This window comes from Sulfurimonas sp., from assembly GCF_026991475.1.
In the GTDB taxonomy this organism is placed as follows: Bacteria; Campylobacterota; Campylobacteria; order Campylobacterales; family Sulfurimonadaceae; genus Sulfurimonas.
In genome coordinates, this window is the sequence record NZ_JALXBK010000016.1 from 13,981 (window position 1) to 27,146 (window position 13,166).

Annotated in this window: 6 protein-coding genes; all 6 read left to right on the forward strand. The window is 35.3% G+C overall.

All coding sequences use genetic code 11. The features are described from left to right. Positions 1 to 84 precede the first annotated feature (84 nt). A complete protein-coding gene (gene rpoB / locus MV589_RS01320; protein ID WP_297431306.1) occupies positions 85 to 4,233 on the forward strand; it encodes a DNA-directed RNA polymerase subunit beta in 4,149 nt (1,382 codons plus the stop codon). Then, positions 4,226 to 8,749: a DNA-directed RNA polymerase subunit beta' gene (rpoC, locus tag MV589_RS01325; RefSeq protein WP_297431307.1), complete on the forward strand. Its 4,524-nt coding sequence runs from the start codon at positions 4,226 to 4,228 to the stop codon at positions 8,747 to 8,749. Before rpoB ends, rpoC begins: the two co-directional genes overlap by 8 nt. Positions 8,750 to 8,935: 186 nt before the next feature. Next, positions 8,936 to 9,310: a 30S ribosomal protein S12 gene (rpsL, locus tag MV589_RS01330; RefSeq protein ID WP_297431308.1), complete on the forward strand. Its 375-nt coding sequence runs from the start codon at positions 8,936 to 8,938 to the stop codon at positions 9,308 to 9,310. Positions 9,311 to 9,536: 226 nt separating this feature from the next. After that, the gene (gene rpsG / locus MV589_RS01335; protein WP_297431309.1) at positions 9,537 to 10,004 is read left to right on the forward strand and encodes a 30S ribosomal protein S7; all 468 of its coding nucleotides are present in this window, start codon (positions 9,537 to 9,539) and stop codon (positions 10,002 to 10,004) included. A 136-nt stretch (positions 10,005 to 10,140) separates the two neighbouring features. Beyond that, on the forward strand, positions 10,141 to 12,231 hold the full coding sequence (fusA, locus tag MV589_RS01340) for an elongation factor G (RefSeq protein WP_297431310.1): 2,091 nt from the start codon (positions 10,141 to 10,143) through the stop codon (positions 12,229 to 12,231). 101 nt (positions 12,232 to 12,332) lie between these two features. Next, positions 12,333 to 13,007 (forward strand): hypothetical protein, encoded by a 675-nt coding sequence (locus MV589_RS01345; RefSeq protein WP_297431311.1) that lies wholly within the window; start codon positions 12,333 to 12,335, stop codon positions 13,005 to 13,007. Positions 13,008 to 13,166: the final 159 nt, after the last annotated feature.

The following is a 13,166-nucleotide window of genomic DNA, read 5'->3' on the forward strand; positions in this document are numbered from 1 at the left end:
GTACTCAATCTATCTAGAGACGTCTAGATACGATCTGCTAAATACTCAAGTTTAGCCTTAATTAACAACTTATCGAGGTAGCCTATGTTAAACACTTTATATTCCGGAAACCGTCTTCGTGTAGACTTCTCTAAAACTCCTCAAGAAATTGAAGTACCAAATTTACTCCAACTCCAACAAAACTCATATAATACATTTTTGATGTTAGATGCAAAAGATAGAACTGCTAGTGGTATTGAAAAAGTTTTTCAATCAGCATTTCCTATTCATGATGTACAAAACAGACTTACTATTGAATATATTGGTAGTGAAGTCACTAACCCTAAATACACTGTTCGTGAATGTATGGAGAGAGGACTTACTTATGCAGTAAGCCTTAGAATGAAAACTCGTCTTGTTCTATGGGACAGAGATGAAAATACAAAAGAAAAATTAGGTGTAAAAGATATCAAAGAACAGAGTATATTTGTTCGTGATATTCCACTTATGACTGAGAGAACTTCTTTCATCATCAATGGTGTTGAAAGAGTTGTTGTAAACCAACTTCACCGTTCACCTGGTGTAATTTTCAAAGAAGAAGAATCAACTACAGCTGGTAATAAACTAATTTATACTGGACAAATTATTCCAGATCGTGGTTCATGGTTATATTTTGAATATGATCCTAAAGATATTCTTTATATGAGAATCAATAAACGCCGTAAAGTACCTGTAACTATAATGTTCCGTGCTTTAGGTTATTCTAAGCAAGATATTTTAAAACTTTTTTATCCTATCCAAACAATCAAAATTGGTGATAACCAATTTGCGATGGATTTTAATCCAAAAGACTATAGCGCACGTTTATCATATGATTTAGTCGATTTAAATGGAAAAGTCCTTGTTAATGCAGCTAAAAGACTTTCAAGTAAAAAAGCACAAAAATTTATTGATGATGGACTTAAAGAAGTTCAGTATCCTTTAGAAGTACTTCTTGAAAGATATTTGGCAGAGCCTATTATCGACCCTGAAACTGGTGAAGTCCTTTTTGACACAATGACTCATATTGATGAGACTAAATTGAAAAAAATGGCAGAAATTGGTGTTAGTGAATTTAAAATTGCTAATGATTTAGCTGATGGTGTGGATAGTTCTGTAATTAATGCATTTAATGCTGATGCAGATTCACTAAAACTTTTAAAACAAACTGAAGATATTGAAGATGAAAATGATCTTGCTGCTATTCGTATATACAAAGTTATGCGTCCTGGTGAACCTGTAACAAAAGAGGCAGCAAAAATATTTGTAAATCAACTTTTCTTTGATCCTGAAAGATATGACTTAACACAAGTTGGTCGTATGAAAATGAATCATAAACTTGGAATGAACATTCCTGAATATATTACTGTTTTAACACATGAAGATATTATTCAATCTGTAAAATATGTTATTAAAGTTAGAAATGGTTTGGGTCATTTAGATGATAGAGATCACTTAGGTAATAGAAGAATCCGTTCTATCGGTGAGCTTTTAGGAAATGAGTTACATAATGGTCTTGTAAAAATGCAAAAAGCCATTCGTGATAAACTTTCTTCTTTAAGTGGACCAATGAATGAACTTATGCCACATGATTTGATTAATTCTAAAATGATTACAAGTACAATTATGGAATTTTTCTCAGGTGGACAACTTTCACAATTTATGGATCAAACAAATCCACTTTCAGAAATTACACATAAACGTCGTCTTTCAGCACTTGGAGAAGGTGGACTTGTAAAAGAGAGAGCTGGATTTGAAGTACGTGATGTTCATCCTACTCACTATGGTCGTATCTGTCCTGTTGAGACTCCAGAGGGTCAAAATATTGGTCTTATCAATACGCTTGCAATGTATTCAAAAGTAAATGAGCATGGATTTATTGAAGCACCATATAAGGTTATGAAAGATGGTCAAGTAACTCATGAAGTAGTTTATTTAACTGCTACGCAAGAAGAGGGTAAAATGATTGCTGCTGCCTCAAATAAACTGGATGATAACGGACAGTTTATTGATGCTCTTATTGCAGTAAGACAAGATGGTGAAATTTTACTTCGTGATCCTAAAGATTGTGAATATGCTGACCTATCATCTCAAATGGTTATTGGTGTTGCTGCATCACTTATTCCATTCCTTGAACATGATGATGCCAACCGTGCACTTATGGGATCAAATATGCAACGTCAAGCAGTACCATTATTGCGTGTTAAAGCGCCAATGGTTGGAACTGGTGTTGAGAAACTTGTTGCTCGTGATGCTTGGGAATGTGTAAAAGCAAAACGTGCGGGAAAAATTGAAAAAGTTGATGCTAAGCATATATATGTGATGGGTGAAGAAGATGGTGAAATATTTATAGATTACTATCCTTTACAAAAAAATCTAAGAACCAATCAAAATACGTCATTTACGCAAAAACCTATTGTTCAAGTTGGACAAAAAGTTGCAAAAGGACAAATTATTGCTGATGGCCCAAATATGGATCAGGGTGAATTGGCTCTTGGTGTAAATGCTATGGTTGCGTTTATGCCATGGAATGGATACAACTTTGAGGATGCAATTGTTATTTCTCAGCGTCTTATTCGTCAAGATGCATTTACTTCTGTACACATTTATGAAAAAGAGGTTGAAGCTCGTGAACTTAAACATGGTGTAGAAGAGATCACTCGTGATATTCCAAATGTTCGTGATGAAGAGCTTGCACACCTAGATGAGTCTGGAATTGTTAAAATTGGTACTCATGTTAAAGGTGGTATGATTTTAGTTGGTAAAGTTTCTCCAAAAGGTGAAGTTAAACCTACTCCAGAAGAGCGTCTTTTACGTGCAATTTTTGGAGAAAAAGCTGGTCATGTAATTAACAAATCACTTTACTGTGCACCATCTATGGAAGGTGTTGTAGTTGATATTAAAGTTTTTACTAAAAAAGGGTATGACAAAGATCCACGTGCTTTAGAACTAGAAAAAGAAGAGCGTGACTATTTAGAGAGAGAACATTATGATAGACTTATCATGATTGATAAAGAGGAGATGTTACGTGTAACAAAACTTCTTACTCGTGAATCTTTAAAAAGTGATATTACTATAGCTGGTATTGAGTATAAAGCTGGAGATATGATTAATGGCGATGATCTAGCAGAGGTAAATCGTTTTGCTATGAATGCAATTGTAAAATCATTTTCTCAAGAGATTCAAGATGAATATAATAAGACTAAAAACCATTTCCAAAAACAAAAAAGAGTTTTTAGAGATGAGCATGAAGAGAAATTAACAATTCTTGAAAAAGATGATGTGCTTCCAAATGGTGTTGTAAAATATGTAAAAATTTACATTGCTACCAAACGTCAACTAAAAGTTGGTGATAAAATGGCAGGGCGTCACGGAAATAAAGGTATTGTTTCTATTATTGTCCCTGAAGTTGATATGCCATATATGGAGGATGGACGTTCAGTTGATGTATGTCTAAATCCACTTGGGGTACCTTCTCGTATGAATATTGGGCAAATCTTAGAGATGCACCTTGGTATGGCAGGTCGTGAACTTGGAAACCAAATCCAAGAAGAGTTTGATAAAAAACAGGTTGACTTTATAGAAAATATGCGTGCGAAAATGATTCAAATTGCCGATGTTGCAGGGCTTATGCATGCATCTGAAACACTTGGTGCTATGAGCGATGATGAGTTCTTAAAATATGCAAGAGACTGGGCAAAAGGTGGAGTACGTTTTGCAACTCCAATTTTTGAGGGTGTAAATGCAGGTGAATTTGAAAAACTTTATGAACTTGCTAAAATGGACGCTGATGGTAAAGTTGTACTTTATGATGGTAAAACTGGTGAGAAGATGAAAGAGCGAGTTAATGTAGGATATATGTATATATTAAAACTACATCACCTTGTTGATGAGAAAATTCATGCACGTTCAACTGGGCCTTACTCTCTTGTTACACAACAACCAGTTGGTGGTAAAGCACTCTTTGGTGGTCAAAGATTTGGTGAGATGGAAGTCTGGGCTCTTGAAGCTTATGGTGCATCAGCAGTTCTTAAAGAGATGTTGACAATTAAATCTGATGATGTTGATGGGCGTGTACGTGCATACAAAGCACTTACAAAAGGTGAATTAGTACCAGCTTCAGGTATTCCTGAAACACTATTTGTATTAACAAAAGAGCTACAAGCACTTGCTCTTGATGTAGAGATTATGGACGAGGTGGAAGACGATGAGTAAATTAGTACCAGTAGAAGTAACAGAAGAGAGTAGACCGACAGATATTAAAGAGTTGCAATTTCGCCTTGCATCTCCTGAAAAAGTAATGTCATGGTCTCATGGTGAAGTAAAAAAACCTGAGACTATTAACTACCGTACACTTAAACCTGAGCGTGATGGACTATTTTGTGCGAAAATTTTTGGACCTGTAAGAGATTATGAGTGTCTTTGTGGTAAATACAAAAAGATGCGTTATAAGGGTGTTGTCTGTGAAAAATGTGGTGTTGAAGTTACATCTACAAAAGTGCGCCGTACTCGTATGGGACACATTGAACTTGTAACTCCTGTAGCACATATCTGGTATGTTAGCTCACTGCCATCTCGTATTGGTACACTTCTTGGTATTAAGATGAAAGATCTTGAGCGTGTACTTTATTATGAAGCGTATATTGTTGAGAGTGGTGGAGAGGCATATTATGATGCTGAAGCGAAAACTCCAGTTTTACAATATGATGTACTAAATGAAGAACAGTACCGTACACTTGTACAAAGATTTGGTGAACTTGGCTTTAAAGCTCGTATGGGTGGTGAAGTTATTCGTGATTTATTAGACTCTATTGATCTTGTTGATCTTTTTACAAACTTAAAAGAGCAAATAGGTGAGACAAAATCTGAGGCAAAGAAAAAAACAATTAACAAACGCCTAAAAGTTATTGAATCATTTTTAAATAGTGGTAATAATCCTGCTTGGATGATGCTTACTGTGTTGCCAGTTCTTCCACCAGATTTACGCCCACTTGTATCACTTGATGGTGGTAAATTTGCTGTTTCTGATGTAAATGATTTATATCGCCGTGTTATTAACCGTAACCAGCGTTTAAAAAGACTTGTAGAACTTGAAGCACCAGAAATTATTGTTCGCAATGAAAAACGTATGCTTCAAGAATCAGTTGATGCTCTTTTTGACAATGGTCGTCGTGCAAACGCAGTTAAAGGTGCAAATAAACGCCCTTTAAAATCTTTAAGTGAAGTTATTAAAGGAAAGCAAGGACGTTTCCGTCAAAATTTACTTGGTAAGCGTGTTGACTTTTCTGGGCGTTCTGTAATTGTTGTTGGACCATCTTTAAGAATGGATGAGTGTGGACTTCCTAAAAAAATGGCTCTTGAGCTCTTTAAGCCACATTTGATTGCTAAACTTGAAGATAAAGGGTATGCTACAACTGTTAAAGCTGCTAAGAAGATGATTGATGCACAGACAAATGAGGTTTGGGAGTGTCTTGATGAGATTGTTGATGGTTATCCTATTATGCTTAACCGTGCACCAACACTTCATAAACTCTCTATTCAAGCTTTCCATCCAAAACTAATTGATGGTAAAGCGATTCAGTTGCATCCATTAGCATGTGCTGCGTTTAATGCCGATTTCGATGGGGATCAAATGGCTGTGCATGTACCACTTTCGTCTGAAGCAATTGCTGAAGCAAAAGTATTAATGCTTGCATCTATGAATATTTTGCTTCCAGCATCTGGTAAAGCAATAGCTACACCTTCACAAGATATGGTTCTTGGTCTTTACTATATCTCTTTAGAGAAAAATGGTGTACTAGGAAGTAATAAACTTTTTGCAAATGTTGATGAAATTCGTATTGCATTAGAGCATAAAGCGCTTGATATTCATGCAAAAGTAAGAACGCGCGTTGATGGTCGTATTATTCATACAACTGCAGGGCGTATGCTTATTAAAGCTATTTTACCAGAATTTGTTCCTATTGAATTATGGAATAAAATCATGAAGAAAAAAGCAATTAATGCTATGGTTGATTATGTTCAAAAAGTTGGTGGTATTGGTATTACAGCATCATTCTTGGATCGCTTGAAAGATTTAGGATATAAACACGCAACTGAAGCGGGTGTTTCTATTTCTGCTGATGATATTCGTGTTCCAGATATGAAAGCTGCAAAAATTGCAGATAGTAAAGCGAGAGTTATTGAGATTCAAAAACAGTATGAAGCAGGTCTTCTAACTGAACAAGAACGCTACAATAAAATCATTGATGTTTGGACAGATACAAATAATACACTTGCATCAGAAATGATGCAGCTTGTTGAAAGTGATAAAGATGGCTTTAACTCTATCTATATGATGGCTGATTCAGGGGCTCGTGGTTCTGCTGCACAAATTCGTCAACTTGCTGGTATGCGTGGGCTTATGGCAAAACCAAATGGTGACATTATTGAAACTCCAATTACCTCAAACTTTAAAGAGGGTCTTAATATTATTGAGTACTTTATTTCAACGCATGGTGCGCGTAAAGGTCTTGCCGATACAGCACTAAAAACTGCAAATGCTGGGTACCTTACTCGTAAACTTGTGGATGTTGCACAAAATGTGAAAATTGTTGAGCATGATTGTCATACGCATGAAGGTATTGAAATTTCTGATATTTCTGATCAAAATACTCTTATTGAATCTTTAGAAGACAGATTAAACGGTCGTGTACTTGCAGACGATGTAATTGATCCAATTTCAAATGAGATACTTTATGCTGAAGGTACGCTTCTTGATGAAGTAAGTGCTAAAGTAATTGCAGAGGCTGGAATTAAAACAGCTGTTATTAGAACACCGACAACTTGTAAAAGTGAAAATGGTATTTGTGCACTTTGTTATGGTGTGAATCTTGCAACAGGACATATTGTTAGAACTGGTGAAGCAGTTGGTATTGTCGCTGCACAATCGATTGGTGAACCAGGTACACAGCTTACTCTTCGTACTTTCCATGTTGGTGGAACTGCGAGTGCAACTGCACAGGAGAGACAAGTAATAGCGGAAAAAGAAGGTTTTATTCGTTATTATAATCTTAAAACATATAAAAACAAAGAGGGTAAAAATATAGTTGCAAATAGAAGAAATGCAGCTGTATTACTTGTTGAGCCAAAATTAAAAGCTCCGTTTGCTGGTACAATTGAAATTCAAACTATTCATGATGAAGTAATCATTAGTGTTACATCTGATAGTAATGAGACTGTGAGATATTCACTTCGTAAACTTGAAGTAGCAAAACCAAACGAACTTGCTGGTGTAAGTGGACAGATTGAAGGTAAATACTACTTCCCACATGCAAATGGTGAAAAAGTTGAAGCGTTAGACTCTATTGTTGAGACTATTAAAGATGCTTGGAATGTACCAAGTCGTATCCCTTATGCATCAGAATTACTTGTAGAAAATGGTGCTCCTGTTACGAAAAAACTTCTTGCAAAAGAAGAGGGTACTGTGAAGTATTTCTTACTTAAAGGTGACTATTTAGAGAGATTTGAAGGCATAAAAGCTGGATATGAAGTAGTTGAAAAAGGTCTTTTTGCAACAGTTGTCGATGCAAATAATCGTGAAGCAGTGCGTCATTATATTGCGCGTGGTTCAGTTATTGTAGCTAATGATGATGAAAAAGTGCAAAGAGATGCTGTAATTGCTAAGCCATCATCTGATGAATCAGTTGTAATTGCTGAGTGGGATCCATACTCAAATCCAATTATTTCTGAATCAAACGGTGTAGTTACATTTGAAGATATTATTGTTGGTGTAACTGCTAGTGAACAATTTGATGAACTTACTGGTAAAACACGTCTTATGATTAATGATCATATAGCAAGTGAATATAAGCCAACAATTGTTTTAGCAACCGAAGATGGGGAACTGCTTCGTTATGCAATTGAGCCAAAATCATCTGTATATGTTGCAGATGGTGCTGATGTGAAAATTGCAGATATTTTAGCAAAAATTCCAAAAGCCTTACAAAAATCATCAGATATTACAGGTGGTCTTCCACGTGTATCTGAACTATTTGAGGGTCGTCGTCCAAAAGCAACTGCATTGATTTCTGAAATTGATGGTACAGTTAGTTTTGGTAAAATGCTTCGTGGTAAAGTAAGAATCGTAGTTAGTAACTCTGAAAATGGTATTGTTAAAGAGTATTTCGTTGACAAATCACATGAGCCAGTTGTTGCCGCAGGTGACTTTGTGCATTCTGGTGAGAGACTTACTACGGGTATTTTATCATCACATGAACTTCTTAGAATTATGGGTGTTAAAGCACTTTATAATTATCTTGTATCTGAAGTGCAACAAGTTTACCGTTCTCAAGGGGTTAATATATCTGATAAACATATTGAGGTTATTTTTACTCAGATGTTACGCCAGATAAAAATCGTAAAATCTGGTGATACGAAATTCATTGAAGGTGATTTAATTTCTAAAGTTAAATTTGCACAAGAGAATGAAAAAATTATTAGATTGGGTGGTCGTCCTGCGATTGCTGAACCATTCTTGGTTGGTATTACACGCGCAGCAGTTTCTGCAGATAGTATTATCTCAGCTGCATCTTTCCAAGATACTACAAAAGTATTAACTGAAGCTGCTGTTTCTGCTAAAGTTGATACACTTGAAAACTTAAAAGAGAATGTTATTATCGGTCGTACTATTCCTGTTGGAACAGGTATATATAAAGATAAAGATGTTATCTTTGATTATGAAGAGAACTAAGGTTCTCCCTTTCTTAACAGTACAGCTATTTTAGCTGTACTACATTTTTTACTCAAAAAATTCTACATTATTAATAAATTCTTAAAATAAGCTAACTTTAAATACAATTTCTGTATTATTCCGTGTCTATAACTCTCTTTTGATGAGAGTTAAATTCTACTGGAAAAATTAAGTAAAAGGAATTGTATGCCTACAATCAATCAATTGATTCGTAAAGAGCGTAAAAGAGTAGTTAAGAAATCAAAATCTGCTGCTTTAAATGCTTGTCCACAACGTCGTGGTGTTTGTACTCGTGTTTACACAACTACACCTAAAAAACCTAACTCGGCTTTAAGAAAAGTTGCAAAAGTTAGATTAACTTCTGGTTTTGAAGTTATTTCATATATCGGTGGTGAGGGTCATAACCTTCAAGAACACTCTATCGTACTTGTACGTGGTGGTCGTGTAAAAGATTTACCTGGTGTTAAGTACCATATTATCCGTGGTGCACTCGATACTGCTGGTGTTGCTAACCGTATGGTTGCTCGTTCTAAATATGGAACTAAAAAGCCTAAAAAATAGTCCCTATTTTTTAGGAACCTAAACATTTATTAGTACGCAAAACGAGCAAAAGCCCGTTTTACTACGCTAACGCTTGGTTTTCTTCGGCAGAAAGCCTACGAAACTAGTTTCGTTTTGAAATAGTTAAGCGAAAAGCCTATTATAATTCAATAGCTACAGGATTAATCTTTAGTGGTTAATTTTGAGTAAATTTGAAGAATACAAATTGAAGAGAAGGAAATTCTAAATGAGAAGAAGAAAAGCTCCCGTTCGTGAAATAATGCCAGATCCAATTTATGGAAGCAAAATTTTAACGAAATTTATAAATAAAATCATGTTAGATGGTAAAAAATCTACAGCTGAAAAAATTATCTACAGTGCAATGGATATCATTAGCTCTCGTGGTGAAAAATCAGGTATAGAAACTTTTAATGAAGCTATTGAGAATGTTAAGCCTATTATTGAGGTAAAAAGTCGCCGTGTTGGTGGTGCTACTTATCAAGTTCCAGTAGAAGTACGCCCAGTACGTCAGCAATCACTAGCTATCAGATGGTTAGTAGATGCAGCTCGTAAGAGAAATGAAAGAACTATGGCTGAGAGATTGGCTAATGAGTTCATGGATGCAGCATCTGATAAAGGTTCAGCATTCAAGAAGAAAGAAGATACTTACAAAATGGCTGAAGCAAATAAAGCATTTGCTCACTATCGTTGGTAATCTAACAGTAATAAATTTGAGTTATACTAGCCGTAACTGGCTGGTTCTCAATCAAGAAAGACCTCTTTTTTAAGAATATTATATCTTTTTAAAAAAGAGGTTCAACTCTATAACTACATAAAAGGGCATTGAAAATATGGCTAGATCACATAAATTAGAAGACGTAAGAAATATTGGTATTGCTGCACATATTGATGCAGGAAAAACTACAACTACAGAGAGAATTTTATTCTATACTGGTGTTGAACATAAAATTGGTGAGGTTCATGATGGTGCTGCTACTATGGACTGGATGGAACAAGAACAAGAGCGCGGTATTACAATTACTTCTGCTGCAACAACTTGTGAGTGGCAAGGGAAGCAAATTAATATTATTGATACTCCGGGCCACGTTGACTTTACTATTGAAGTTGAGCGTTCTATGCGTGTACTTGATGGTGCAGTTTCAGTCTTTTGTGCTGTTGGTGGGGTACAACCACAATCAGAAACAGTTTGGAGACAAAGAAACCGTTATAAAGTTCCATCAATTGTTTTTGTAAACAAAATGGATAGAACTGGTGCAGATTTTTATGAAGTTGAGCGTCAAATCAAAGATAGACTAAAAGGTAATCCAATGCCTTTTCAACTACCAATTGGTGCTGAAGAGAAATTTGAAGGTGTAGTTGATTTAGTACAAATGAAAGAGATTGTATGGGATGAAGATGCTGCAATGGGTTCTAACTATCATGTACAAGATATTCGTCCTGAGCTTCAAGAAATTGCTGATGAGTATAGAGAAAAAATGCTTGAAACACTTTCTGAAGTAGATGGAAATGATGATTTTGCTGAAAAATTCTTAGATGGTGAAGAAATTTCACAAGAAGAGATTAAAGCAGCAATTAAATCTGCAACTATTGGTATGGCAATTGTTCCAATGACTCCAGGTACTGCGTTTAAAAACAAAGGTGTGCAAACACTACTTGATGCTGTTGTAGATTATTTACCTTCACCAGTTGAAGCACCTGCAATTATGGGTACTTTAATGGATGATGAAGAGGTAGAAGTTGAAGTTGAGTCTAGTGATGAAGGTAATTTTGCTGCACTTGCATTTAAAATTATGACTGACCCATTTGTTGGTGTTTTAACTTTTATTCGTGTTTACCGTGGTTCATTAGAAGCAGGCTCATTTGTTCACAACTCTACAAAAGATAAAAGAGAAAGAGTTGGTCGTATTGTGAAAATGCATGCTATTAAGCGTGAAGAAGTGAAAGAAATTTATGCTGGTGAAATCGGTGCAGTTGTTGGTCTTAAATCAACAACTACAGGTGATACATTATGTAATGGTGAGCCTAAAGTTGTACTTGAAAGAATGGATTTTCCAGAGCCAGTTATCTCTGTTGCGGTTGAGCCAAAAACAAAAGCTGACCAAGAAAAAATGGGTATTGCACTTAGTAAACTAGCGGCTGAAGATCCATCATTTAGAGTACATACTGATGAAGAGACTGGTCAAACTATTATTTCTGGTATGGGTGAGTTACACCTTGAAATTCTTGTAGATCGTATGAAGCGTGAGTTTAAAGTTGAAGCTGAAGTTGGTGCGCCACAAGTTTCTTACAGAGAATCAATTAAAGATGCAGTTGATCAAGAATATAAATATGCAAAACAATCTGGTGGTCGTGGTCAATATGGTCATGTATTCTTAAAAGTGAAACCAGGTGAGCCAGATACTGGATTTGTTTTCCATAATGACATTAAAGGTGGATCTGTACCAAGAGAATATATTCCAGCAGTTGAAAAAGGTTGTGAAGAAGCTATGTCAAATGGTGTTCTTGCAGGCTATCCAATGGAAGATGTTGATGTTACATTATATGATGGTTCTTACCATGATGTGGATTCAAATGAGATGGCATTTAAACTTGCTGCATCAATGGGTTTCAAAGCTGCTTGTAAAAAAGCATCTCCTGCTATACTTGAACCAATGATGAAAGTTGAAGTTGAAGTTCCTGAAGACTTTATGGGTGATGTAATCGGTGACCTTAACCGTCGTCGTGGTCAAGTTAATAACATGGGTGATAGAGCTGGAAATAAAATTGTAGATGCATTTGTTCCATTATCTGAAATGTTTGGTTACTCAACTGACCTGCGTTCTGCTACTCAAGGACGTGCTACATACGCTATGGAATTTGATCATTATGAAGAAGTTCCAAGAAATGTATCTGAAGAGATTCAGAAAAAACGTAACGGTTAGTATTAACCTCTTTTTTAAGCACTCTTTTGAGTGCTTAATCCTTCTCTTCTAAGAAAAATCAAAATATTTTGTTATAATGTCAAAAATTCAATAGGCTTATAATGTTTAAATTATTTATTTTACTTTTTACTTTCACGACACTTCTTTTTTCGGCTAATCCTAAGGCTTACGCAACTTTGGGAAATAAAATATATGACAATGTGCAAAACATTAAAAAATTGACAACTATTGGTGATTATTATCTCTATAAAGATGAGATAAACAGCTATTTATTAAAGGTGAATACAGCGAAACAATTGGGATTTTCTTTAGATGAAAATAGTGCACCTAAAGTGAGAAAAAAATATTTGCAGACTCTACGTCAGTTATCTAAAGATAACGATTACTATACAAGAATGGCACAGACATCATTAGAAACTTCTATGGAAAATGGAGACTCTCTTCTCTTTAGCAAAATTATTAATAGTGGACTTATAGATACAAAAGCAAATAAAAAGAGGATTCTTGATTATTACTTTTCACATGCAAATGATATAAATGCTAGTGGTGTGATTCAATCCTATTTAGACCAAGATGAAGCACTTAAACGTAAGCATGATGCAATGCAACGTAAACGCTTATCGAAAAAGATGCGTGAAGAACAAAAAATAAAGCGATTAAGAGAGCAGGATAAAGCGCGTCAAACTGCCCTAGAAAATAGACTTAATAGAGCGGTTCAAAAGAGAAAGAGAGAGATACGTAAAGAGCAAAAAGAGGAACTTCTTAAATCCATTTAAATGCTTCGTATTCGCTAGGTCTTCCTTGCAGTGGAGCCTGTAAAATAAACTGTGTAAACCACCTCCAGCCCATTTAATTATCTTGTATATTTTTCCATAATTTCGCTGAAAAATATACAAAGTTGAGGATAAATTTCACTCCAATTTCTAAGTCCGTTA

Coding starts and splice junctions, on each gene's coding strand:
- rpoB (WP_297431306.1), top strand. CDS start 85: ATGTTAAACACTTTATATTCCGGAAACCGTCTTCGTGTAGACTTCTCT.
- rpoC (WP_297431307.1), top strand. CDS start 4,226: ATGAGTAAATTAGTACCAGTAGAAGTAACAGAAGAGAGTAGACCGACA.
- rpsL (WP_297431308.1), top strand. CDS start 8,936: ATGCCTACAATCAATCAATTGATTCGTAAAGAGCGTAAAAGAGTAGTT.
- rpsG (WP_297431309.1), top strand. CDS start 9,537: ATGAGAAGAAGAAAAGCTCCCGTTCGTGAAATAATGCCAGATCCAATT.
- fusA (WP_297431310.1), top strand. CDS start 10,141: ATGGCTAGATCACATAAATTAGAAGACGTAAGAAATATTGGTATTGCT.
- MV589_RS01345 (WP_297431311.1), top strand. CDS start 12,333: ATGTTTAAATTATTTATTTTACTTTTTACTTTCACGACACTTCTTTTT.